24 protein-coding genes, 7 tRNA genes, 1 rRNA gene and 1 pseudogene are annotated in these 23,951 nt (G+C 43.9%); 12 read left to right on the top strand and 21 right to left on the bottom strand.

Features of this window, described 5'->3' with window-relative positions:
• Nucleotides 1–34: 34 nt before the first annotated feature.
• The 3 genes from ACTQ50_RS14385 to ACTQ50_RS14375 all read right to left on the bottom strand — a co-directional run bounded on the left by ACTQ50_RS14385 (nucleotide 35) and on the right by ACTQ50_RS14375 (nucleotide 4,115).
• On the bottom strand, nucleotides 35–2,350 hold the full coding sequence (locus ACTQ50_RS14385; RefSeq protein WP_441484762.1) for a helix-turn-helix domain-containing protein: 2,316 nt from the start codon (nucleotides 2,348–2,350) through the stop codon (nucleotides 35–37).
• Nucleotides 2,351–3,009: 659 nt separating this feature from the next.
• Nucleotides 3,010–3,930 (bottom strand): quinolinate synthase NadA, encoded by a 921-nt coding sequence (gene nadA / locus ACTQ50_RS14380; protein ID WP_441484761.1) that lies wholly within the window; start codon nucleotides 3,928–3,930, stop codon nucleotides 3,010–3,012.
• A 41-nt stretch (nucleotides 3,931–3,971) separates the two neighbouring features.
• Nucleotides 3,972–4,115: a DUF6783 domain-containing protein gene (locus ACTQ50_RS14375; RefSeq protein WP_334301671.1), complete on the bottom strand. Its 144-nt coding sequence runs from the start codon at nucleotides 4,113–4,115 to the stop codon at nucleotides 3,972–3,974.
• Here ACTQ50_RS14375 and ACTQ50_RS14370 point away from each other — a divergent pair.
• The 4 genes and pseudogenes from ACTQ50_RS14370 to ACTQ50_RS14355 form a co-directional block, all read left to right on the top strand.
• Nucleotides 4,053–4,286, top strand: a pseudogene (locus tag ACTQ50_RS14370) (DUF6783 domain-containing protein); the annotation flags it as partial. The gene ACTQ50_RS14375 and the pseudogene ACTQ50_RS14370 sit on opposite strands and share 63 nt — an antisense overlap.
• 90 nt (nucleotides 4,287–4,376) lie before the next feature.
• Nucleotides 4,377–5,720 carry an L-aspartate oxidase gene (locus tag ACTQ50_RS14365; RefSeq protein WP_441484760.1) on the top strand — a complete coding sequence of 448 codons (1,344 nt, stop codon included), beginning with the start codon at nucleotides 4,377–4,379 and terminating at the stop codon, nucleotides 5,718–5,720.
• Complete coding sequence (nadC, locus tag ACTQ50_RS14360) at nucleotides 5,713–6,570, top strand: carboxylating nicotinate-nucleotide diphosphorylase (protein ID WP_441484759.1); 858 nt, start codon at nucleotides 5,713–5,715, stop codon at nucleotides 6,568–6,570. Before ACTQ50_RS14365 ends, nadC begins: the two co-directional genes overlap by 8 nt.
• Before the next feature lie 37 nt (nucleotides 6,571–6,607).
• Nucleotides 6,608–7,156 (top strand): transcription repressor NadR, encoded by a 549-nt coding sequence (locus tag ACTQ50_RS14355; RefSeq protein ID WP_441484758.1) that lies wholly within the window; start codon nucleotides 6,608–6,610, stop codon nucleotides 7,154–7,156.
• 152 nt (nucleotides 7,157–7,308) lie between these two features.
• Here the strand turns inward: ACTQ50_RS14355 and ACTQ50_RS14350 are convergent, their stop codons facing one another.
• Both ACTQ50_RS14350 and ACTQ50_RS14345 read right to left on the bottom strand, forming a co-directional pair.
• Nucleotides 7,309–8,787, bottom strand: a complete 1,479-nt coding sequence (locus ACTQ50_RS14350) for an AAA family ATPase (RefSeq protein ID WP_441484757.1) — start codon at nucleotides 8,785–8,787, stop codon at nucleotides 7,309–7,311.
• Nucleotides 8,788–8,789: 2 nt separating this feature from the next.
• Nucleotides 8,790–9,017 carry a hypothetical protein gene (locus ACTQ50_RS14345; RefSeq protein ID WP_441484756.1) on the bottom strand — a complete coding sequence of 76 codons (228 nt, stop codon included), beginning with the start codon at nucleotides 9,015–9,017 and terminating at the stop codon, nucleotides 8,790–8,792.
• 152 nt (nucleotides 9,018–9,169) lie between these two features.
• On the opposite strand from ACTQ50_RS14345, the gene ACTQ50_RS14340 reads away from it, so the two are divergent.
• Both ACTQ50_RS14340 and spoVT read left to right on the top strand, forming a co-directional pair.
• On the top strand, nucleotides 9,170–9,733 hold the full coding sequence (locus ACTQ50_RS14340; protein WP_441484755.1) for a M15 family metallopeptidase: 564 nt from the start codon (nucleotides 9,170–9,172) through the stop codon (nucleotides 9,731–9,733).
• A gap of 214 nt (nucleotides 9,734–9,947) precedes the next feature.
• Entirely contained in the window at nucleotides 9,948–10,496 is a 549-nt protein-coding gene (gene spoVT / locus ACTQ50_RS14335) for a stage V sporulation protein T (protein ID WP_441484754.1), read from the top strand.
• 111 nt (nucleotides 10,497–10,607) lie between these two features.
• Here spoVT and ACTQ50_RS14330 read toward each other — a convergent pair whose 3' ends face one another.
• A complete protein-coding gene (locus tag ACTQ50_RS14330; RefSeq protein WP_441484753.1) occupies nucleotides 10,608–10,973 on the bottom strand; it encodes a hypothetical protein in 366 nt (121 codons plus the stop codon).
• A 224-nt stretch (nucleotides 10,974–11,197) separates the two neighbouring features.
• Between ACTQ50_RS14330 and ACTQ50_RS14325 the strand changes: the two genes are divergently transcribed.
• Nucleotides 11,198–12,031, top strand: coding sequence for a peptidoglycan DD-metalloendopeptidase family protein (locus tag ACTQ50_RS14325; RefSeq protein ID WP_441484752.1), 834 nt, complete (start codon nucleotides 11,198–11,200; stop codon nucleotides 12,029–12,031).
• Nucleotides 12,032–12,503: 472 nt separating this feature from the next.
• Nucleotides 12,504–12,746, top strand: coding sequence for a GIY-YIG nuclease family protein (locus tag ACTQ50_RS14320; RefSeq protein ID WP_441484751.1), 243 nt, complete (start codon nucleotides 12,504–12,506; stop codon nucleotides 12,744–12,746).
• Nucleotides 12,747–12,920: 174 nt separating this feature from the next.
• Here the strand turns inward: ACTQ50_RS14320 and trhA are convergent, their stop codons facing one another.
• Together trhA and ACTQ50_RS14310 are read right to left on the bottom strand one after the other, a co-directional pair.
• Complete coding sequence (gene trhA / locus ACTQ50_RS14315) at nucleotides 12,921–13,583, bottom strand: PAQR family membrane homeostasis protein TrhA (RefSeq protein ID WP_441484750.1); 663 nt, start codon at nucleotides 13,581–13,583, stop codon at nucleotides 12,921–12,923.
• A 348-nt stretch (nucleotides 13,584–13,931) separates the two neighbouring features.
• On the bottom strand, nucleotides 13,932–14,906 hold the full coding sequence (locus ACTQ50_RS14310; protein WP_441484749.1) for a SpoIID/LytB domain-containing protein: 975 nt from the start codon (nucleotides 14,904–14,906) through the stop codon (nucleotides 13,932–13,934).
• Nucleotides 14,907–15,059: 153 nt separating this feature from the next.
• Here ACTQ50_RS14310 and ACTQ50_RS14305 point away from each other — a divergent pair, with 153 nt between their 5' ends.
• On the top strand, nucleotides 15,060–16,250 hold the full coding sequence (locus ACTQ50_RS14305; RefSeq protein ID WP_441484748.1) for a metallophosphoesterase: 1,191 nt from the start codon (nucleotides 15,060–15,062) through the stop codon (nucleotides 16,248–16,250).
• Nucleotides 16,251–16,362: 112 nt separating this feature from the next.
• Here ACTQ50_RS14305 and ACTQ50_RS14300 read toward each other — a convergent pair whose 3' ends face one another.
• Nucleotides 16,363–16,812, bottom strand: a complete 450-nt coding sequence (locus tag ACTQ50_RS14300) for a hypothetical protein (RefSeq protein WP_441484747.1) — start codon at nucleotides 16,810–16,812, stop codon at nucleotides 16,363–16,365.
• A gap of 356 nt (nucleotides 16,813–17,168) precedes the next feature.
• Between ACTQ50_RS14300 and ACTQ50_RS14295 the strand changes: the two genes are divergently transcribed.
• Complete coding sequence (locus ACTQ50_RS14295; RefSeq protein ID WP_441484746.1) at nucleotides 17,169–19,097, top strand: serine hydrolase domain-containing protein; 1,929 nt, start codon at nucleotides 17,169–17,171, stop codon at nucleotides 19,095–19,097.
• A 145-nt stretch (nucleotides 19,098–19,242) separates the two neighbouring features.
• Here ACTQ50_RS14295 and ACTQ50_RS14290 read toward each other — a convergent pair whose 3' ends face one another.
• From ACTQ50_RS14290 to ACTQ50_RS14280, 3 genes are read right to left on the bottom strand one after another with little or no spacing between them, the layout of a single operon-like run.
• Nucleotides 19,243–20,196, bottom strand: a complete 954-nt coding sequence (locus ACTQ50_RS14290; protein WP_441484745.1) for a hypothetical protein — start codon at nucleotides 20,194–20,196, stop codon at nucleotides 19,243–19,245.
• 3 nt (nucleotides 20,197–20,199) lie between these two features.
• Nucleotides 20,200–20,919 (bottom strand): M56 family metallopeptidase, encoded by a 720-nt coding sequence (locus tag ACTQ50_RS14285; RefSeq protein ID WP_441484744.1) that lies wholly within the window; start codon nucleotides 20,917–20,919, stop codon nucleotides 20,200–20,202.
• Entirely contained in the window at nucleotides 20,916–21,311 is a 396-nt protein-coding gene (locus ACTQ50_RS14280; RefSeq protein ID WP_441484743.1) for a BlaI/MecI/CopY family transcriptional regulator, read from the bottom strand. Before ACTQ50_RS14280 ends, ACTQ50_RS14285 begins: the two co-directional genes overlap by 4 nt.
• A gap of 277 nt (nucleotides 21,312–21,588) precedes the next feature.
• Here ACTQ50_RS14280 and ACTQ50_RS14275 point away from each other — a divergent pair, with 277 nt between their 5' ends.
• Entirely contained in the window at nucleotides 21,589–21,825 is a 237-nt protein-coding gene (locus ACTQ50_RS14275) for a DUF3343 domain-containing protein (protein ID WP_226822647.1), read from the top strand.
• A gap of 98 nt (nucleotides 21,826–21,923) precedes the next feature.
• Nucleotides 21,924–22,550, top strand: a complete 627-nt coding sequence (yedF, locus tag ACTQ50_RS14270; protein WP_441484742.1) for a sulfurtransferase-like selenium metabolism protein YedF — start codon at nucleotides 21,924–21,926, stop codon at nucleotides 22,548–22,550.
• A 167-nt stretch (nucleotides 22,551–22,717) separates the two neighbouring features.
• Here yedF and ACTQ50_RS14265 read toward each other — a convergent pair whose 3' ends face one another.
• From ACTQ50_RS14265 to ACTQ50_RS14225, 9 genes are all read right to left on the bottom strand, one after another.
• A complete protein-coding gene (locus ACTQ50_RS14265; protein WP_441484741.1) occupies nucleotides 22,718–22,912 on the bottom strand; it encodes a hypothetical protein in 195 nt (64 codons plus the stop codon).
• Nucleotides 22,913–23,040: 128 nt separating this feature from the next.
• A tRNA-Lys gene (locus tag ACTQ50_RS14260) sits at nucleotides 23,041–23,113 on the bottom strand.
• Nucleotides 23,114–23,155: 42 nt separating this feature from the next.
• Nucleotides 23,156–23,228 (bottom strand) — tRNA-Phe (locus tag ACTQ50_RS14255).
• A 5-nt stretch (nucleotides 23,229–23,233) separates the two neighbouring features.
• Nucleotides 23,234–23,307: transfer RNA gene (locus tag ACTQ50_RS14250), tRNA-Met, on the bottom strand.
• Nucleotides 23,308–23,327: 20 nt separating this feature from the next.
• Nucleotides 23,328–23,400: transfer RNA gene (locus tag ACTQ50_RS14245), tRNA-Thr, on the bottom strand.
• 41 nt (nucleotides 23,401–23,441) lie between these two features.
• A tRNA-Tyr gene (locus ACTQ50_RS14240) sits at nucleotides 23,442–23,523 on the bottom strand.
• A gap of 3 nt (nucleotides 23,524–23,526) precedes the next feature.
• Nucleotides 23,527–23,599: transfer RNA gene (locus ACTQ50_RS14235), tRNA-Val, on the bottom strand.
• A 34-nt stretch (nucleotides 23,600–23,633) separates the two neighbouring features.
• Nucleotides 23,634–23,707 (bottom strand) — tRNA-Asp (locus ACTQ50_RS14230).
• A gap of 78 nt (nucleotides 23,708–23,785) precedes the next feature.
• Nucleotides 23,786–23,951, bottom strand: a 23S ribosomal RNA gene (locus ACTQ50_RS14225); the annotation flags it as partial.

The following is a 23,951-nucleotide window of genomic DNA, read 5'->3' as shown; positions in this document are numbered from 1 at the left end:
TAGCAGTATTCAATTCTTCACATTGCCGTATTTATCAGCTTTTTCGGTATTCTGTGGTGCTAAGACCAGTCATTCTTTTGAATGCCCTGCAAAAAGAATTTGCAGAATAATATCCTGTTGCCAGTGCAATATCCCCCACTGACATATTGGTTTGTTTCAGCATTTCCTTCGCTTTATCAATCCTTACGCTTCCCACATAGCTGGAAAAATTAATTCCCATAGACTGCTTGAACATAGAAGACAGATAAGGCTCACTAATATTAAATACGCCTGCAACCTTAGCAAGTGATAACTCACCATCTCCATAATTAGCATCAATATATCCTACTATTGCAGGCATCAAATCCTGACAATTCTCGCTCTTCTTTCTTTCATTAATAGCAGAGCAGATATCTTGATACAGATTCAGTGTATTTGTTATCTGTGCAAGCACCGGAATATGCTGATTCTTCTCCATCAGCTCATAATATTTATAATAATCCGCTGTCTCTAGGCCAAGGTTTCCAATTATCCGCAATAAAATACCCTGAAGTTCAGTTACAATTAACTGCTGCAAATATGGCGAAATGCGATTATCCATAATATATTTGGTCATAACCAGTTTCAGCGTATCATGAAGCCCCTGTTCATCTCCAGCAGTCATCACTTTTGTCAAACGGGCTGCCATTTCTGACGACGGGAATATCGGCATCTGACCTTCAGAAGCATGATACCAGATTATGGAACTTTCCACCTCTCTCAGTTCATTCTGAAAAGCAATAGTAGCTGTCTGATAAGATTCGTGTACCTCTCCAAGAGAATCCACGATCATACCACCATAGATAAATATTCTTTCCGCAATATTTCCAGGCAACCCCCTTTTGACGTTCTCCACAACTTTTTCCATCTGCTTTCTCAGCGCATTTTCGTCCTGAGCTTCCATATTCATAATCAGACTTACCTGATTCTCACCAGTATTCGCATAAAGACTTCTCGGAAGTTCCCTTTCCAGCATTTCCATAAGTGATAAAAGGCATGTATTCAGCAATGCCAGCTGCTCCGTCTCTATTTCTTCTGATAAAAGCATTTTAAAAACCAGCACACAAAATTTTCTTCCCTGCTGATAAATCCCCATGTACTCTGCTGTTCTTCCCGTTTCCTTCTCTGAAATAACATTTTCAAATAATATTTTGTATACAAAAGCATTTCGAATATAAACTTTCTGTTCCTCCAGCTGATCCGTTATCTCCTTGTTAACTCCTGTAAGATAACGGAATGTATCTGAAAGACGCTCGAATGCATTTTGATGCCCTTCCTTCTGCTCAATGACTCTGGATGTCTGCTGAAGCAGCTCGTTCAGTGGAGTGGCAGTCCGCGCTGACATGTGAAAACTTAACAATATCCCGACAACTCCAGCCAGCAATATACATACACTAACCATTAAAATACTCGTAAGTCTTCTTTGATACAACTGATTCTTGGGTAGAAGCATCACATAGGTATAATCTTCAGAAGAGTTTTCTCTCAGAAGCATATAATCAGTCCCGCCAACTTTTACAGAATGAATTACCTTATCAGCATCTTTTCCATCCTCGTCCTTGTCGTTTTCGATAATCTTCTGCAGATCTCCAGAAAGTATGTCATCTGTATTATTGCAATATAAAATGTTTCCAGAAGAATCTAATATGTATTGAATTCCATCTGTACCCATTACTGGCATTAATTCGTTCAAAATTCCTTTTTTCAGGAAAATTCTTACCACACCGTTGCTGCTGTCATCACCATTCAAAGGCAGTGCCTTTGAATAACATAAAAGTTCTCTCTTCTTCTCTCCCAAATACAGGTAAGTTTCCTCAGAATGTATTCCCCGTTTCATACTGTCTTCTGATAAAAAATTTTGCCAATCTTCGTAAGATGTATCTTTTTCCCTTCTTAAATGAAGATTATAAAAGTCTTTATAATCATATACTATTTCATCATTTACAACCAACTGGCTTTTGTCAAAAAATATATAATATGCAAACACTGATCTATTGATATTTTTTACATTCAGTAATTTCTTCTGCAGATCAATTACCTCATATGTATTCGGGTACTCTACTACATTTTTCTGAAACCTGAAAAGATTTACATCCGTTTGCCCTGCCAGTGATTCGGCTAGTGAACGGACTTCGTCCATAAGCGTATTAATTCTTACAGCACTGTGATGTAGCTCTTCCTGTTTCGCCTGCATGTCATCAGCAGTAATTACCGAAAGAACACGGATATAATAGCTACTGCATATAATAAGCGGAATAATTAAAACAATAATATAAGTAACCAAATACTGTCTTAGAAGTTTTTTATCTTTTTTCTTTTTTAATTCTTCCATTTCAATTTCTCCAATAAACATATTTCATAACTATTGGCATTTTACACAATGTTTTCTGAAAACATCTGACACTAATTATATGTCACTGAACAATTATCTTTCCATTATACCATCATTTTTTACATTCTGTGAAAAAATTTATAATAATTTTCTGGATTTCTGTGAACTTGTATTCACAAAAAACACCTCGCTGAATGTTACCAGTAAACAATAACTTTGAAGCACCATAAAAAGAAACCTCTTATAAAATCATTTTGACATTCCATTTAAAGCATGATAATATAATTAGTATAAAAAAGGTGCTACTGATAGACGGTTAGTCCGATTTTATGTATACACAAAATAGTCGCTCAGTTTGTCGGACCGGGGCGGCTATTTTTGTGGCTTATTAGTATCCTTGCCGAATGTGTATCCGGCACAAAAGCAAGTAATGCCAAAACTCATTACTGCAATAAAGTCCAAAATACTCATTGGCTTAGCCCTCCTTTCCGTTTGATTCCCTTCCGGGTTTCTATGTAATCAGAGGGTCACAGTCCCTCTGCCGAAGGACTAACCGCCTACCGTTATGGTAGCACCCAAATATAATTATATCAGTTGTATTCTTTTTTTTACAATTAGTAATCGTCTCTAATTTCTGCTTATCTCAAAGGATAAATTTTCTATTCCCCCAGCGTCAACATCGTATCAATACAAGCCTTCGCCTTCACTCTCACATTCTCATCCAGCTTGATCTCTTCTCCGCCCTGACCGCAGACGCAATTATAGACATCCATCAAGGTTGTCAGCTTCATATTGTGGCATACGCAGTCCTTTGACAGCGGATAAAATTTCTTGTCCGGGCACTCGTACTGGAGATGCTGAACGATGCTGTTCTCGGTGCCGATAATAAATTCTTTAGCATCGCTTTCCTTGGCATATTTCATAATTCCGGTAGTACTTCCAATATAATCTGCCATTGCAGAAACCTCTGGCAGACACTCCGGATGAACCAGTAACTTCGCTTCCGGATGAGCGGCTCTGGCTTTTTTCACATCTCTCACGGACATTCTAAGATGAGTAGGGCATCCACCATGAACAAACTTAAATGTCTTCTCTGGCACTTGTTTTTCAACCCATGCACCAAGATTACAGTCCGGGATAAACAGGATCTTGTCATTGTCGATATTCTTCACGATCTTCACAGCAGAGGAAGAAGTTACGCACACATCACAGATGGTTTTCAGTTCAGAAGTAGTGTTGATGTAAGCCACAACGGTATAGTCCGGATTGGACTCTTTCAGTGCCGTAAGCATCTCCACATCCAGCTGCTCTGCCATTGGACATCCTGCACCACTGTTGGAAAGGTAAACCGTTTTCTCCGGAGAAAGGATCTTCACTGTTTCTGCCATAAATCTCACACCACACATCAGCACGTTCTTCTGCGGAGCCTTGGCAGCCTGCTGGCTTAATCCATAAGAATCTCCTGTGTAATCTGCTACCTCCAGAATCTCATGGTTCTGGTATGCATGAGCCAGAATGCAAATATCTTTTTCCTTCTTTAAACGCAGAATTTCATCCTGCAGCTGTCTTGTTGTCATCATAATCGTTATTCACTCCTGTTTTTTCACTTATTACGGAACCCTCATTCACTGCTAGAGCGTGTTTGAAAAAGGCTTTCTGCAAGATGCGCGTCACAATTTGTGGTAGATTTCGCTCGAATGAGGGCGCCGTAGCGGGCTACGGCAACCGAATTCGGGTGAAATCTCCCACAAAGTGGGGCGTGCAGATTGCGGGAATGATTTTTCAAACACGCTCTAATGGCTCCACTCTTTTCAGACATTTTCTTAGGATTATATGCCCTGTCATCCTCACTGTCAAGAAAAAAGTTTACAGCTATCTTGTCAATTGTAAAGTTTGGTGTTATACTACAAGGCATATTGCTCGGCCAGACAACTAACCGAACATATTTATGCAACCATTCACATGAGAATTTCTAGACTATTCTCTGTGAACGCCAACCTGACTCAAAGTAAAAGGACTTACAATTATGAAAACAGATATCCTGATCGCAGGAAGCGGCTGCTCTGGTCTTTATTGTGCGCTTAAGCTCCCTCGCGATAAAAAAATCACTATTATAACCAAATCAGACCTTATCAGCAATGACTCTTATCTTGCCCAGGGCGGCATGTGTATGCTGAAAGAGCAGTCTGACTACGAAAGCTTTTTCGAAGACACCATGAAGGCCGGTCATTACGAAAACGACGAAAAATCTGTAGAAATCATGATTAAGACTTCACCTGAGGTCGTAAATGATCTGGTCTCCTACGGTGCTCGCTTCCAGCGTAACGAAGATGGCAGTCTTGCTTACACCAAGGAAGGTGCCCACTCTACTAACCGTATTATTTACCATGAAGATGTGACAGGAAAAGAAATCACCAGTTCCCTGCTCCGGCAGGTTCAGGAACTGTCCAACGTAGAGCTTCTGGAGTACACCACTCTGGTTGATATTCTGGAAAAAGACAATCACTGCTATGGTGCCGTGATCCGTCGCCCTGACGGTTCTCTTGACACTATCACCGCCACCTACACGGTTATGGCAAGTGGCGGAGTAGGTGGACTTTACAAGCATTCCACAAACTTCCGGCATCTTACCGGCGATGCTCTTGCCATTGCCAGCAAGCATGATATTGAGCTACGGAACCCGGATTACGTACAGATTCATCCAACTACATTCTATACCAGACACCCTGAGGACCGCAGTTTCCTGATTTCCGAGTCTGTCCGCGGCGAAGGCGCCAAGCTATACGATAAGAATATGAACCGTTTCGTAAATGAACTGCTGCCCCGTGACCTTCTTTCAGAAAAGATCCACGAGCAGATGGCAAAAGACGGTACAGACTTCGTCTGGGAAGATCTGCGCACTATCCCTGCTGAGACTCTGCGCCAGCATTTTCCAAACATTATTGAACACTGCAAGGAAATGGGATATGATATTTTCAAAGAATGTATTCCGGTTGTTCCGGCACAGCATTACTTCATGGGCGGTGTAAAGGTTAATTATGAAAGCCGATCCTCCATGGAAAATCTTTATGTCGTAGGCGAAGCAGCCTGCAACGGCGTTCACGGCAAAAACCGCCTTGCAAGCAACTCCTTACTGGAAAGCCTTGTCTTCGCAAGACGGGCAGCACAGGATATGACAGAGCACGATCTGGCTTCTTTGGCATCTGTCCAGGCAAATACAGACGAAATTGCCGGTTTCCTCGCTTCCCACACAGATTTTAGCCAATACGAAGATGCACAGGCTCTTGCAGAAACTTATCACCACCTTGCCACACAGGCCATCACCCTTGGCCAGAATCCAGAAGGCAGAAAGGAATTTTTGTATGTATGATCAGGTAACTCTCGGATTAAATGTTGATCCGTTCATTTTAAGCGCATTAAAAGAAGATATCACAAGCGAAGACGTATCCACCAACAGCGTAATGCCAAATCCCACCCCAGGCGTTGTAGATCTTATCTGCAAACAGGATGGAATCATCTGCGGACTCCAGGTTTTTGAACGTGTTTTCACACTTCTGGATCCATCCACAAGAGCTGAATTCTATGTAAAAGACGGGGACCACGTAGAAAACAAACAGCTTGTTGGAAAAATTTACGGAGACATCCGCGTGCTCCTTTGCGGGGAAAGAACCGCCCTCAATTACCTCCAGAGAATGAGCGGTATCGCTACCTACACAAGCCAGGTTGCAGCCCTTCTTGAAGGCACCGGGATCAAACTTCTGGACACCAGAAAAACCACCCCGAATAACCGTATTTTCGAGAAATATTCCGTTCGCGTTGGCGGCGGCAACAATCACCGCTACAACCTTTCCGACGGCGTTCTTCTGAAAGATAACCACATCGGTGCCGCAGGCGGCGTAAAACAGGCCATCTCCATGGCAAAAGCCTATGCTCCTTTTGTCCGTAAAATCGAAGTGGAAGTTGAGAATCTTGACATGGTAAAAGAGGCTGTAGAAGCTGGCGCAGACATTATCATGCTGGATAACATGACCACCGAACAGCTGAAAGAGTCCATCGACTACATCGCAGGCCGCGCCGAAATCGAGGTTTCCGGAAATGTGACAAAAGAAAACATTGCCAGACTCACCGGTTTGGGTGTAAATTATGTATCAAGCGGAGCACTTACCCATTCTGCTCCTATTATGGATTTATCAATGAAGAATCTTCATCCGGTGGAGTAAATTTTCACCGAGAAACAAGCAGACAGGAGATGAAAAAATGAAAGGTGAAGAAAGAAGAAAACAGCTTTTGAATATCCTATCTTCCAGCAATAGTCCCGTTTCCGGCGGTACTTTATCTAAGGAATTAGACGTCAGCCGTCAGATTATTGTCCAGGATATTTCTCTCCTGCGTGCCAACGGAGCCACCATTTTTTCCACCAACAAAGGCTATCTACTCCAGGAAGACAATAAATATTCCAGGGTTTTCAAGGTTTATCACACAGATGACCAGGTAGAAGAGGAATTGAGCACCATTGTAGACGCCGGCGGCCAGATTCGAGACGTATTCGTCTACCACAAGGTTTACGGTGTCCTGAAAGCCGACATGGGAATCAAATCCCGCCGTGACATCCGCGCCTACATGGAAGAGATCAGCACCGGCAAATCCAGCCTGCTGAAGAACGTAACCTCCGGCTACCACTACCACACCATCGACGCCGAAAGCGAAGAAATCCTGGACGCCATCCAGGAAGAACTCCACCAAAAAGGCTTCCTTGCGAAATTACAGGACTACGAACCCGTAGATTTCTGGGGCGGGCAGGAATAAAAAGCTTCGTTTCAAAAAATAAATTTTTTTCAATTTTTGAAAGCGGGATTCAATGAAACCTTTTTCATTGAATCCCTCCTTTACGTAAAAGGGCTGAGTACAATTCTCAGTTTGATCCTTGATGTTCCAAAAGAACTTATTTTTTAGTCTTCTTAAAGAGATTTTAAATATTCTTCTACATTCCAATATCGAATGCCATCTAATTCTGTACTTTTCCCTCTATAAATCACATATTTTCCAGTTATCTTTCCATATCTATGAGTCGTCATTGCACACTTCTCCTCATTTTTGAGATGACGATACTGTGCTGGAACCTGTTCTTTGCTATATTTTACTTCATAGATTTCACAGGTAAGTGCTTTCTGGTCATAAACAACCATATCAAATTCTCCAACTGCAAACTGAAGCTTAAAGACTTTTTTATCCGGCTTTGCAATCTTTGTTTCAAGCAGGATTATTTCCTCCATCATCCTTCCCCGGATTTCCCCAAGTAATCTTTCCAAAATCCGCTTTCGCTCCTCGGCAGACAATTCCTGGAACTTAGCATCAAGAAGCATATTCTCTACAACAGCACCAGCCTGGGCATATCTCATTCCAGGCTGTGTGATAACGGTTATCTTATCGTGTTTATTAACGTCCGGCAAATATTCCAAATCAATATCCATTACCAGATCAAGCATCTGCATAATTCCCAAAGTTACAGCATCTACATCCATATGCTCTTTAATATTAATTGGCTTCTCTCTGTCTTTCAGCAGATTCTTAGCCGTAACAGAAATATCATGGGATTCAAAAGTACTTTCAACAACTTTACGTGTAAACCTATGGTTAATATTTTCAACCACACGATTAATTACATTCGTTAATTCCCCTTTCTCATACAAATCTAAAAGCTGGCGAAAATGACCGCCATACTCATACATCTTAAGAGAATGTTGGATATTCTTTGCAATCGCAGTATCAATATACTCTTCTGCGTTCCTGGAATTAGCAAATGTGGCATCTGTATTATAGTTAACGCCCCCAAGACTCATTGTCCCTCCATAACGAATATATTCATCTATCCCCTGTATTCCAAGTACTTCTTCAAATTCCCGATATGGAATGAATGTGGTATGAAGCAGTATACATCTGTCGTATAGCTGCTCTTCTTTTGAAAATGCAAAACCAAGAGAATCTGTTCCAGACAAAACAATTTTCATTCCACTGCTTGCATAAATGTCAGAAAAGAGAGCTGCTCCCTCGATAAAATCTTCCATCAAAGTCACTTCATCAATAAATATATACTTATATCCTTGCTCTTCCAACACCCGAAGATCTGCATCCACGTCTGCTAAAGTATCCTTTGATTTCACTTGGATAAAAGCAGCCTTCTTAAATTCTGCTTCCGATAATTCAGTGAGGATCTGACGGATCATTGTTGTCTTTCCAGTTCTTCTAAGTCCATAAATAATAAACACTTTATCTTGCGGAATACCAAAAATGTAGTCTCTAAGTTCCTTAATACACTCTCTTTTCTTATACTTACGCGTAATAGCAATCTGCGCTTTTAGCCGCTTTCCTACTCGTACTGTTGTCTTAAAATCAAGCTGATCAACTTCTTCAAAATTCTTTTCCGGACCTATCTGCAATTTCAGCTTTTTAGCTCATCTTCCAGGTATTTTCTTTTTTCAATCCCTGCATTCAGTTCAGGAACTTCTTCAAACCCTATATATTTTTCACTTCTTTTACCATTGCGTGTAACTCTATGATAAAAATATTCTTTATCCTTTATCTTTTTCTTTGTAATACTGCCCTCAGGTAAAAGAGCAATCTCTCGCTCAATTTCTTCTATTCTATTTACTAACTCATCTTGTCCCATATTCAACACCTCCTGCAACGAGTTATACCCATTATACCCCTTTGTCATTTGTTTTCAAGGGTATAACAGGTATAATTTTTTCTTTTCCATTTCAGTTATATCCCTTCACTTTCCTTCATACATATAAAAGATGTAAGAAAGGGGGACTTTTTATGCAGACCAACTATACTCGCCTAATTAACAAATCTCACCCGCTTCCACCTGACTACATTCCTGAAAACCTGGTTGACATCGGCATTCCCTTCGACGCACTCCCAGACGATCCAAAGCGCCTTCTGGAAAAAAAGACCGCCCAGTCAGCACTTCGCCTGGTAAATGCTGCCTGCCAGGAAGGGCTGTGTCTCTACGGAATTTCCGGCTACCGCTCCTACAAACGCCAGCAGGAGCTCTACACCGGCAGTCCCTATGTGGCTGCTCCCGGCACCAGCGAACACCAGAGCGGCCTTGCCCTGGACCTTTCCTGCCCCGCCATCCGCATGCAGCTCATCCCGGAATTCGCCCACACTCCCGAGGGAAAATGGCTTGCTCGCAATGCCTCCCTCTACGGCTTCATCCTCCGCTATCCCCAGAACAAAGAATCCATCACCGGCGTCCCCTACGAGCCCTGGCACATCCGCTATGTCACCCGGGAACTGGCTGGATATCTGAAGCTCACAGGGCAGACACTGGAAGAATATCTGGATTTTCAAGAAAGATTGCAGGTAAATGACTTCTAAAACCTTGCATTTTTTAATTGCATTTTGCATATACTGCAATTTGCAATTTTTACATATAAAATTAGAAACCCTACTATTTATACTACGACAAGTTCTTATTACCTCAATCACAAAATTTGCCTCATTTCTCGCACATAATTTCCCCATATTTTCACATACTATCCATACACTACAAAATATGGAAACCTACGAAAAGTACAGGAGGAACAGATAAATGAAAGCGACAGGAATCGTAAGAAGAATAGACGATCTGGGCCGGGTGGTCATTCCAAAGGAAATCCGCCGGACCCTGCGAATCAAAGAAGGCACCCCACTTGAAATCTTCACCGACCGTGAAGGCGAGATCATCCTGAAAAAATACTCCCCAATCGGAGAGCTCAGCCTTTTTGCAAAAGAATACGCCGAATCCCTCTCCCAGTCCACCGGCATGCTTTCCTGTATCACCGACCACGACCAGGTAGTAGCTGCTGCCGGTCCAGGAAGCAAGGAATTTATTGGAAAAATGATCAGCAGCCAGCTGGAAGGCGTCATCAATGACCGGGAATCCAAATGTCTTGGCGCCAAAGACCGCGGCAAAGTCCCTGTAGTAGACGAACAGCCCGCCCCTGCCGCATCCCAGGTCATCCAGCCCATTATCGCCGCAGGTGATGCCATCGGCAGCGTCATCCTCATGGGAAAAAATGACAGGGACATTCTCGGCGCCAGTGAAAAGCTTCTGGCTCAGACTGCCGCCGGGTTCCTTGGACGCCAGATGGAGCAGTAAATAAAACAAAACTGCTGTAGCCATTTAAGTTTTCTCTTTAAAGTCCTTTAAATGGTACAGCAGTTTTAATATTTAATTCTCTATCACTGAAGCTACCCGGCTTCATTTTTCCTACTTACCCTGCTCCCGCATCTTCTGCCTCTGCTTCGTAATATCAAAATACTCTGCCGCCACAATCCCATGCTTTACCAGCGCGTCAAAAACCGCCTTCTGCTCTGGCGTCATCGCCATGCCAACAGTAGAATTGTAATCCGTAAGCACGCACCCTGTCTTCTCGATCATCCAGAACAGCGCCGAATCATTCTCCGGAATCATTTTCCAAATCTCCTTCTCCGGATACGGCAAAAGCTCCATCATGATCTGAAGATGGCCTTTTGCCTCAATCAGTATATAATCCCCATCCGGCATAATGACTCCATCTGAAAAATTCGGAATCAGATCAGCTTTCTGCAAAAGCTCCTCTGTAATCTTCACCACAAGTTACCCCCTGTAAATTATTTCTTAATACATTCTCATTTATTGTACGCGATTTTTGCCGCACACACATTTTCGTTTATTATAACATGTCGCGTATCTAAGCGCCACCTATTTAAATTTTCTCATTTTCAACAAATAATGAATAACTCCCCATTTTCTGGACACCCTATAAATACAGACAATACAACAGCTGTGAACAGAATGTATGTAGAGGTGAAAAGAATATGAGGAAAAACAGAACAGCAAAATTTATTTTCAACGGCGCGCTCCTTGCAGTTATGGCAGTTCTTGGAGTCACCGCCTACCAGGTTGCCAACAAATCAGAACATATTCAGGAAGTGCTTCCATTGGAAAGCACCAAAGAAAATGACACCGCAGGCGCTGGTGACGCTCTTTCTGAGGGCGCTGACACACTCACAGAAACTGGAACCAATCTGGTAGAAGCAGATATGAATGGAGCTTCCGATACCGGACTTCTGGACAGCGAATCCCTGATCAGTGATGCAGCAGATGGACTTACCAGTGCCAACGCTGCAGATGCTTCCACTTTAAACGACACAGACGCAGCCTTAAACTCCTCTGATATCGGAGAAAGCACCAGCGTAAACGCCCAGGTTTCCCTGCACAAAGGACCGGAAGTCAACTTTTCCGAGGATACATTAATGGAGTGGCCGGTAAATGGACATGTTCTCATTGATTACAGCATGGACCAGAGCGTTTACTTCCCAACCCTGGATCAGTATAAACTGAGCCCGGCGATTTCCGTACAGGCTGTGGAAGGTGCACCTGTAGTTTCCGCAGTAAACGGAACCGTATATTCTATCGAAAATGACGCCGAAACCGGTACTACTGTCACCATGGAGCTTGGAAACGGCTACCAGGCAATCTACGGCCAGCTTACTGACCTTGACGTTGCCGAAGGCGACACCGTCACCAAAGGCTCCATCATCGGCTACGTTGCCGCTCCAACCAAATACTACAGCGAAGAAGGCAGCAACCTGTACTTTGCCATGAAAAAAGACGGCGAGCCGATCGACCCGATCACGTATCTGCCGTAATAAAACACCCCAAGCGTTATTGTTCACTTTTCAGCCAGCGACACGCTTCGCGATACCTCAATGAGCAGTAACCCAAACACTATTTACTTTCTCTTCAATAAATATCATCATTCACAAAAGCAAAAAAACAACGTATAATAAAGCAGGTGGGAAAATCCGCAGTCGGTGCCAATCTCCTACCTGCTTTTTTTCCAGTCCTCTAAGGCAGCTAAGGAACCGTAAACTGTCATGATAATCCTCCTCACACTTTAGCCTTCCTTCGGACTGCAAATAATATACCAGCTTACCGATTGCTTTTTATAAAAATAAGGAGCATTGTCTGCCCGTGAACAGCATGACAATACTCCTTTACATAGACATTAATTTTATCCCAAAATCAATAAAAACAAATGTTGCTTACATTATGTAATAGTTTCACCATTTAAAATTTTTCTTCCCCAATATAAATTTTACATTCAGAAAAAGGAGTCCCATGAACTACACCTACATCGTCCAGTGTGCCGACGGCACCCTTTACACCGGATGGACAAACTGTCTGGAAAAGCGCCTGAAAGCCCACAACAGCGGCAAAAACGGCGCCAAATACACCAAAACCAAACGCCCGGTCACCCTGGTCTACTACGAAGGCTACGCCACCAAAGAAGAAGCCATGAGCCGTGAATACGCCATCAAGCAATTAACACGGGCAAAAAAATTAGCCTTAATGAAGTTTTAAAAGGAGGTCACAGCTTCACGCTGCGGCCTCCTCTGCTTAATTCCGTCTAGTAATCAATTTCCCATTTTCTAATAAACCAAATTGTATCTTAATATTTGTGTTTTCCCACACCAATAGTTTCTTCTTATGCTAAAAGTAAAAAACTTTCTGCAATATTCTATTTAAGCTCCCTCATCAAATCGGCATCCTCGCCACAAAACAATACATCACAATAAAATGACACAAACTTCCCAGCATGATAAATACATGGAAAATCTCATGTGATCCAAAGTTCTTATGCTTTGCATTGAAAATTGGAAGCTTCAGCGCATAAATCACGCCCCCAATGGTATAAATAATTCCTCCAGCCAGCAGCCAGCCAAATCCTGCCTTCGGCAGCGCATGGATAATAGGGACAAATGCCAGCACGCACAGCCAGCCCATTCCAATATACAGCACCGACGAAATCCATTTCGGGCAAGTCACCCAGAATGCCTTAAACACAATTCCCAGAATGGCCGTCGCCCACACAAGTGCACAAAGAGCATAGCCAATCTTATTGTGAAGCACGATCAGGCAAACCGGCGTATAGCTTCCAGCGATCATAACAAAGATCATCATATGATCCAGCTTCTTCAGCCTGCGGTTCACCTTCGCCGTAGAATCAACCGAATGATAAAGGGTACTTGCCGCATAAAGCAGCATCATAGTAAGAATAAAAACGCTCAGCGCCACAATATGAATATGATCGCTCCACACAGATGACCGGATCAACAAAGGCGCCGCGCCAACTGCTGCCAAAAGAAACGCAATCCCATGTGTAATCGCACTTCCCGGATCTTTTAATTTAAACTTCATGATCGCACCTCCTGCAAAATCTCCGAAAACATTTCCTAAATACCATTTTCCTGCTGAAAGCATTTATGATTTATCTGCTTTCTCCAAATACTTCTTCGTATTTGTTTTTCATACTTGATTATGTAGTTTTCATTACTATGTAATCAAGTATGTGATAACTATAACACTTTTTTCGAAAATTGCAAGGGTTTTCATAAAAGTTTTATAATAAAAGTAATTTATATTTACTGTCACTCACAAAACCTAGAATTCCATTAGCACCCAAACACAAACTGCATTACTATAAACATAATAAACAGCAGCTTTTCTATTTTTTCCAATCTCAATAATACATCAATGCATTGTTCCTCATTTCAGACTCTCCACCTCCGTGACCTCCATCTCCGGGAAATAGGCCGCCAGAATTTCTTCCCATCTGCCCCCTTCCTTCGCCATCTCATTCCCCCCATACTGGGAAAAGCCCAGCCCATTCCCTTTCCCTTTGCACAAAAACCGCACCATTTTTCCCACCTTCTGTACGGAAAAATCAGCCGACGCCAAATGCATTCCCTGACGGAAAGTCTCCCCCTCGATCCAGCTTCCATCCGCTGTCAACGCTGTAATATAACCTGCACTGTCCCTTTTTTTAATCACCAGCTTAGCAGGAAGCTGGCTGGCAGCCACATATGTACTGTTTACATAAGCAGGTGACTCTTTGTCCTGACTGCTGTCCACAGATTTCAGATAAGCGTATTCCGCACTGTGAAAAACCTCTTCCCCATCCCTGGTTTTGCCGCTGCTAACCTCATGATAAGGAACCAGCTTCAGCTCTCCATTATAAGTAAGCACCTGTCCCGCCGTTGCCTCCGCCGCGACGCCATATTGCTGTAATTTATCCGCCATCCCCAACAGCTTCCCAAAACCGATTTTCCCACAAAAAGCAGTTCTATCTCCCGGCCAAAACGTCCTGCCAGCATTTACTTTCTCTACTCGCTCCCGTAACGCAGTCTTGTTTTCTGATATCATTGTAATTTCTTCACTTGCCCTTCCTTCCGTATTCTCTTCACTTATCTCATTTAAAATTTCCCCTTCACTCTCCCCTGCCCCCAACCGCCTGTACACCTCCGACCTGGCAATCACCGCCTGCGCCTTTACCGTCTCATCCTCATAATCCCCTTTCAGCTGCGCCACAAGTACCAGCGGAACCAGCTCCTCCACCCCCGGCGAATGCAGCAAAAGTGCTTTATCCGGCCCATTCAAAACAATTGTACACACATAAGGCAATAATAAAATAAACGGAATAAAAAAGCCCGAAGTTCCAAATCTCCGAAACCCTTTTCTCATACAACACTCCCGCCGCTGCCGCTTATCTCCCACATCCATTCCAATAAACGACACGTCCCAGCAACCTTTTCTCCCTATTATATGTCCAATTGCAAAAACTTATTAACCGTAGTATACTGTAGCCATTGTTTATTATCAAAAAGGAGGTTTTCTATGGCCGCACTATTCCTCGCGCCCCTGTACATCCTGATCAACGTCTACGTAGTAAATTGGATGATCCGCTGGATGGGCGCCTGCCACAGACTTTTCCAGACAATGACATTCCGCATTACCTTTGTAGGAGTTTACATAATATTAGCAACTGCCCTGATCACCGGCTTCCTGATCAAAAAGCCCGCTGCACTACACCGCATTTTGAAGCATATCGGCAACTATTTTCTTGGCACTTTTCTTTATATTCTTATGGTAATTGCCGTTGTTGACCTTGGCCGCCTGATTTTGAAATACGTATTCCACACCCCTTTTATCGGACAGCGCAGCACCTTCGTGATCACCGGCCTGATCTGTACCATACTGATCATCAGCCTCAGTGTCTACGGAATCCTTCACGTCTCTCATGTGAAGACCACACCTTATGAGGTAACTGTTGCAAAAACAGTGGACGGTATGGATTCACTGAAGGTTGTTCTTCTGGCTGACACCCATTTTGGCTACAGCATGGGAACCGCCCAGGCCAGACGGATTGTGAAAAAGATCAACGCAGAAAACGCAGATGTGGTCTGTATCGCCGGAGATATTTTCGACAACGAATACGACGCCATTTCCAGGCCAGATGAGTTAAAGAAACTCCTGAAGGGGATAAAATCCAAATACGGCGTTTACGCCTGCTGGGGCAACCACGACCTCAACGAGCCAATTCTTGCAGGCTTCACCTTTAATGGAAAAAAAGAGGATTACAACGATCCCAGAATGGAAGAATTTCTTACAGACGCAGGCATCCACCTGCTAGACGATAAATCAGTTCTGATCGACAACAAATTTTACATCGTCGGCCGCCGGGACGCCTCCCGCTGTGAAAAAGTAGAAGGCTCCCGACAAACTCCAGCCCAGCTCACAAGTTCTCTGGACCAGAGCAAGCCAATTATTTTTATTGATCATCAGCCAAAAGAGCTGGAAGAAACCGCTGCTGCCGGTGTTGACCTTGATCTTTGCGGTCACACCCATGACGGCCAGATTTTCCCCGGAAATCTCATCATCCATCTATTCTGGGAAAATTCCTGTGGCTACCTTCAAAAAGGTAATCTGCACAATATCGTCACATCCGGAGCCGGAATCTGGGGCCCGAGCATGAGAGTGGGCACCGACAGCGAAATCTGCCCGATTACGATTAACTTTGGAAAATAATTTTCAACCCTCGCCTAGCGCCAGACTATAGTTCATCTGGTGCAAACTTAAATATCTGATAAGGATATTTATAGTTTGCCAGCTTCACACTTATTGTACCTGACAAATTCAATTAACAACAAAAGCTACATTTCACAGCTTCCCATTCCGGACTGCCTCTGCACACGCTTCGCCCCATGCAGGGCCGTTCTTTCTCATGTGAAACATCCCGTATCCGGTTTCCTCTTTTTCCGCGCAGCCCCGCTCTATCCACGAAAGCCTGTCCAGCACCCTGCACATGCATTTTTTCCATCACATTTCTCTGTAAAAATTTTCCCGGCATAATTTTTCCAGCCACTTCGCCAACTCTGTATCCGCTTACTCTCCAGCCGATCAGAGCCGCCAGCCATCCTCTTATAGTCCCAGCCTGTCCACATTCCAGTCCCTTTACTCTCTGCAAAGCCTTCCCATTTTCCCCCAGCACTCCTGTGAAAAAACAGGTCAGCAAAGTCACCATCATATTGAAACGTTCTTTCAAACTGAAATTACTTTTTCTGCTGAAATATTTTTTCAATTCTTTCATAAAGGTCCTCCTTTTTGGCATGCCTGTCCATACTCAAAAATGCCTGTTACTGCCGCTGTCTCATCATGTCTATGCGTCCCTTCTTGGGCTCTTTTTCTGCCTTTTGCAGCTTACACGGACACACTACAGTAAACACCAGCGCACTTTCCATGATTGTGCAGGTCTAGTTTATATGTATGCCAGCCAATCGCACCCATAGAACTATTTTTTCTGTTTTCCCAATTTTTAATGCCCCTCACCTTCACCATTGCCCAGAAACTTTTCCCAATTTTCCCCCTTATTGACACGCTTGTCCCCCACTGCTACAATAATCCTAACATCAACTTTTACCGCTTCCACAAAGAAAGGAGCACCTTATGGCAAAAGAACAGATTGCAGTTGCAGAACTGATCACAAACATTATTCTTGGAAAAACCGACGGCGCCAGTCGCGTGGATTTTTTTCCTCAGAAACAAAAATTCCCCTTTGACAAGCCTTACGAGCAGCCATTTCCCCGCGCCACGCCAGAAAGCCAGGGTATCTCCTCTGACATGCTGGCAGATCTGCTCCGGGATCTGGACACCTCCAACTATACAGACATGCATCATTTTATGGTCCTCCGGAACGGCAAAGTCATCTGTGAGGCCAATTTTGCCCCATACCGCAGCCGCATCTGGCATGTAACCCATTCCATGTGCAAAAGCATTACCGGCATGGCCATCGGTCTTCTCGTGGAGAAAGGCAAGCTCTCCCTGGACGAAAACATCTACGATATTTTCCAGAAAAACCTGGGCACCTTCACCAAGATTTTCCGCCCCAAAGTCACCGTGGAGAACCTTCTCACAATGACCAGCGGTATCACTTTCAACGAGTCTGGAATCGTCTCCGGCAATGACTGGCTTACCAGCTACATGAATTCTTCCATCACCGGCAACCCCGGGGAAAATTTCCTGTACAACAGCCTGAATACCTACGTTTTGTCCGCCATTGTGACAGAACGCACCGGACAGACTCTCACCGAATACCTGGAGCCGCGGCTTTTCGCTCCCCTTGGAATTACCCGCTATTTCTGGGAAACATGTCCGAAGGGCATTACCAAAGGCGGCTGGGGACTTTTCCTCTGCACCGAGGACATGGCAAAACTTGGTCAGCTTTATCTTCAGAAGGGCAAATGGAACGGCGAACAGATCATCCCTGAATTCTGGGTGGAAGTTTCCACTGCTAAGCACAAGGAAAGCATTGAAGGAACTTTCGGCTATGGTTACCAGCTGTGGATGGAAGCACGCCCGGGAAGCTTTGAATTTAACGGAATGCTCGGCCAGAACGTGATCGTTTACCCGGATATGAATATGGTCGTAGTCACCAACGCCGGCAACAATGAGCTTTTCCAGGATTGTGTCATGCTGAATATAATCCGCAAACATTTTCCACTGGATTTCCATCCTGCGGACGTTTTACCTGAGAATCCATGCGCACATTCCCTCCTGAACCGCCTCACTGCAGAGCTGGAAAAAGGCACCCGCGCGCCCCAGACTCTCCCTGCCCTCAGAAAAGGGGGCTGGAAAAAAAATCCGTCCGGACTTCGCCGCAGTTCCAACGCCCGGACAAACACCTGGAATTATGTAAAAGAACTTCCTGCACCAGATCCAAACCAGTTCACCAGACAGCTTAATGGCAAAGTTTTCGAACTTTCTCCACAGAGCATAGGCCTTTTTCCATTGTTTATCCAGGTTTTCCACAATAATATGACGGAAGGTGTGCAAAAGCTTTCCTTCACCTGTGAAAAAGGGGATTTCTTTGTAAACTTCCTGGAAGCCGGAGAATGGCACAATATTCCAGTAGGTCTTGGCAAGTTCAAAGAATCCTGGCTTACTCTCCACGAAGAAAGCTACCTGATTGCAGCCTCTGGAGAATTTACCACAGATGAAAACGGCACCGCTGTCCTGAAGCTTGACTTTACTTTCCTTGAAGAATGCGTGCGGAGAAAGATCAATATTTTCTTTCTTCCCGAAGACGAAATCCTCATCCGCTGGTACGAAACGCCGGGCAAAGGCATGATCATGGAAGGACTGGAATCCATCACGGAAGAAATCTCCAACAACTTCCTCTACGGTGCCTTCAAAGGCGCTGGTGGCCTGGATCTGCTTCATAAAGTAATGGAACAGACCATTGAGCCTGTTTCCCATGGCTATCTGGTGATGCCAGCTGAGGAAGTTACCGAAGAGACAGATCCGATAACTGAGGATTCATCAGCCACCACTGCCCCTGAGCAAATCACTAACGATACGCTGAAGACAACAGAGTAAGTTTTATTTCAGTTTCAAGCAGCATTTACACATTCCACTGTTTGTGTATGGTACGCCGGATAGAATTTTAAATCTTACAAAAACGCAAAAAAGTCTCACCTGAATAACTAAGATACGATCCAAATTATTCAAGTGAGACTTTTTCTCAATTTTCATACCACAAAGTCCCGTCCGGCCCTGTGAACGTTCCATCCCCATTATCTGTATAAACTCCAGAAGCATTGTTCATCCATTCCCCGCTTCCGCTTTCATACAATGTCTGGGAATTATACCCGGAATCATCTGTTACATTCACAGAAGAAATCGCCTCTTCAGAAGGTGTCTCTGGGGCATCTTCCGTCGCTGCTTCTCCACTTGACGCCTGTGTCCAGCTGCCGCCGCCATTTTCATAATAAAGGCGTCCGCTTCCATCATACCAGTTTCCATCTGTGGCACGATATATGTAATTCGCCCAGGAGCCATCTGTTGCCCATACTGTCTTCTGCTCATCCGTCAAAGTAATTCCTCTGGTCTCCGCAGATTCTGTATCCGAGGAACCACCGCCATTGCTGTCTGTGTTTCCATCTGCTGCATCTAAAGACGAACTGTTTTCGTTATTTTCAGTACTTCCATTCTGGGTTTCTTCCAGCTCAATACTTAATTCTGCTGCTTCATTTCCATTATTCTGTCCATGACCGGCAGCTTCACGGGCATTCTCTAATCTGGCCAGCTCATTTTCATCAAGATCACTTCCTGCGATCATATCTACAGAATTTTCTCCATTCCGGTCCGGCTGAAACTCTACCAATCCCCCAGCCGCAGCCTGTACCGCCTCAAAAGAGACTCCCACAAAAGCCTGCGTTCCTACCAGGATCACCCCCAGCATCACCGCTGGAAAAACCTTTTCCTTCAGCTTCCGAAGGTTCTTCATATACAAGATCCGATCCTTAAACACTCTTTTTCCATCACTGAAACCGACAGACATATACGGAATATGGTTCTGGCTTGCTGCAATCTTTAACAGCAGTTCACCATACTTCATCCGGTCCTTCATGGTATAATGTGCCGCCATTTTTCCATCACAGAGATTCTCAATATCCTTCTCTGCCTCCCTCTCCATCCATTAAAGCGCTGGATTAAACCAGTGGATCGTAGTAACTACAAGCATCAGCATTTTGTACCACAGATCATGTCTCATATAATGTGACAGCTCATGGGAAAAAATAAATTCCAGTTCTTCCAGTGAAAATGCTTTCTCTGGCACATAAAGCCCAGGATTCCAAAGGCCTGCCAGCATAGGAGAAGTCAGCCCCTCCCACACCAACAGCCTGGGTGGATTCTTAATATGCTTTTTCCTGCAGATTCTGAAATATAATTCCTGCATCTCCTCATTATCCGCAGGATAACTCCACCGCTCCATTTTATGCAGGGAAAAATAATACCGCATTCCCCGCATAAATCCGAAAAATGCAATTCCACACAGCCAGATAATTCCCATTACGTTCAGAATATTATTCAGCGGTAATGCACCGTAATCAAGCTGGAGCTTAGCTGCAGCTTCGTTTATTTTCTCAGCTGGTTCTACAGCTTTCTCAACTCCAGGCTCTTCCGCATTACCTGTCAGGCTGCTTTCTTCTGCCGTCTTTCCAACCTGTATTTTCACCAGACTTTTTCCCGAAAAGTCAATCGGCACCAGCAGAAAAACCATAATAATGAGCCACATGCAATATTTCCACTTAGATGAATATCTCTCTTTCGTAAAATGTCCTATCCCAATGGCCACACTGATCATCACTGCTGCCGCAACATTCATCTTCAGAATCTGAATCATTATTGCTGTCATAAGTTCTCGTCTTTATCCTCCAACTCCTGCAAAAAGTCATGAAGTTCCTTAATGTCCTCCTGATTCATTTTCTTTCCCTGATACAAAGAAGCCACAAATTTCTTCAAAGAATTGCCATACAGCTTCTCAAGTACACTCTTGCTCTCACTCTGCTGATATTCCTCCTGGGAAATCAGCGGTGTATAAAGGTTCATCTTCCCCTGCTTGGTCACCTTAACGAAATTCTTCTTCTCCAGTCGGGTAAGAAGGGAAAGAATGGTAGTGGGTGCCAAAGCTTTTTTCTCATTCACTACACGCTCAATCTCAATTCTGGTCATAGGCGGCTCATACTTCCACAAAACCAGCATAATATCCAGCTCCGAATCCGGAAGCCGGTTAATCGTTTTTTTCATATTCTAATTCCCCCATATCTTTATTTATCGCTTTTACACATATTACCAATGTACAATATCTGGTTTCCTGTTCACTCCATTCGCAGCAACACGATTCGCGAAATATTACCTGGGAACAGTAACTAATTTCATTCTACACTTGTAGTAGTATTTTGTCAACACTTGCAAATTCTCTCATATAAAGCTATACTAAAACCAACAAACCACTATTCATAAATATGCGCAGCCCACACTCCAGCTACTTAATAAACATAGCTGCGCCCTCAGGAGGTACCTTATGATTTCCCAGGAAAAACGCCTGATCATCACATTTCACTGCACCACCGATGCCATCGCCATGGAAAAGTCCTGTAAGGCAGTCGGTGCTCCCGGCAGACTGATTCCAGTTCCAAGAAGCATCTCTGCCAGTTGCGGGCTTTCCTGGTGCTCAGATCCTGACAACCGCCCAGTTCTCGAGGAACTGCTACACGAACAAGACCTGGAGCCTGAAGGAATTTATGAATGTATAATTTAAACTAGAGCATGTTTGAAAAAGGCTTTCTGCAAAATGAGGCGTGCAGATTACAGGAATGATTTTTTCAAACAGACTCTAAGTAATAGGAGGAATTTTTAATGGAAACAAAAACAGTAGACGCAAGAGGAATGGCTTGCCCACTCCCAGTTGTAAATGCCAAGAAAGCATCTGAAGAAATGACCCAAGGCGGCACTCTTACCGTCCTGGTTGACAACGAAATTGCAGTTCAGAACCTGACCAAGTTTGGCAACAGCAAAGGTTTCACAGTCTCCTCTGAGAAAAAAGCCGAGAAAGACTTCGCCATAACCTTCCAGATTCCAGCCAATAGTGTACAGCCTTCACCTGCCGCTTCATCTGATGAACCAGCCTGCACTCCGGATTCTAAGAAACATGGACTTGTCGCTGTCCTCTCTGCCAACACAATGGGAAATGGTGAAGAACAGCTTGGAAAAATCCTTATGAAATCCTTCATCTTTGCCCTTACCAAGCAGGATCAGCTTCCAGAAACCATTCTCTGCTATAACTCTGGTGCTTACCTCACCTGCGAAGGCTCCGACTCCCTGGAAGACCTGAAATCCCTGGAAGCCGAAGGCGTAAAAATCCTCACCTGCGGTACCTGCCTTGATTTCTATGGCCTGAAGGAAAAACTTGCAGTCGGCGGAGTTACCAATATGTACGAAATCGTAGAAATTATGGAGAACGCCGGAACTATCGTTCGTCCGTAATTCTCCTGCAACATTATAACGAGCAAAACCCGCTCTGCGAATTTTGCTCGTTATATATCTACCAAATATTTATTTCTTTTATCCTCATGCTCTTTATATATTCATTGTCGCCCAGGCAATTTCTTCTGTTGTAATATAATCTGCTTTCCAATCTATATATTGTCGCATCATCTGTTCACCTGTAATATCCCATTAAAAAGTTCTGCTTTTACTTTCTTTTTGCCAGAATACACCGGCATTTCCATTTTGCTTCCAGTTTTTATTACTTTCTCTGAAGCATTAAAAGAATACGTCTTTGCCTCAGCTGAGACAGGAAAACAAAATAGAAGAATAATCATAATTCCCCATATTATCTTTTTCATAAAAACCCCCACAGTTCTTATTATTTCTTTTTATAATTGTACCTGACTCCATTCTATTATGCAAGTGACCTTTTGAAACAAAAAAAGACCGAAAACCCTTTTTCAAGGACTTTCGGCATTTCATGAAGTGAAGCATCGGGGATTCGAACCCCGGACAACTTGATTAAAAGTCAAGTGCTCTACCAACTGAGCTAATGCTCCATATTAACTTGTAAATGCGATTTGTATGTTTGGCATTTAAAATGCCCAGAGCCGGAATCGAACCAGCGACACGAGGATTTTCAGTCCTCTGCTCTACCAACTGAGCTATCTGGGCATAAGTAGCGGGAATAGGATTTGAACCTATGACCTTCGGGTTATGAGCCCGACGAGCTTCCAGACTGCTCCATCCCGCGATATATTCTTTTGAAACCAAAGCCGATGATCGGACTCGAACCGATAACCTGCTGATTACAAATCAGCTGCTCTGCCAATTGAGCCACATCGGCGCGTAACCACTGGCTACAACAGATGAATTATATTCATCAAATGGATGGAGAAGGATTCGAACCTTCGAAGGCATCGCCAGCAGATTTACAGTCTGTCCCCTTTGGCCACTCGGGAATCCATCCATATGGGACCTATAGGGCTCGAACCTATGACCCTCTGCTTGTAAGGCAGATGCTCTCCCAGCTGAGCTAAGATCCCACAATATTTAATTGGTGTTGATTTTCATCAACAGCGACCCGGAAGAGACTCGAACTCTCGACCTCCGCCGTGACAGGGCGGCGCTCCAACCAACTGAGCCACCGGGCCAAATAAAGGTTTGCACCTTCAAAACTACATACATGTTACATCCTAATGGAATGGAATCATTCTTCAACCTTGCGATTGTTGGTCAAGCCCTCACCCTATTAGTAACAGTCAGCTCCATGCATTACTGCACTTCCACCTCTGCCCTATCTACCTCGTCGTCTTCAAGGGGGTTTACTTCTTAACGAATGGGACATCTCATCTTGAGGGGGGCTTCACGCTTAGATGCCTTCAGCGTTTATCCCTT

Source organism: Blautia sp. Sow4_E7 (assembly GCF_052116245.1).
GTDB lineage: Bacteria > Bacillota > Clostridia > Lachnospirales > Lachnospiraceae > Blautia_A.
Note: the sequence above shows the minus strand (reverse complement) of the source record. Positions and strands in the feature narration are given on the sequence as shown.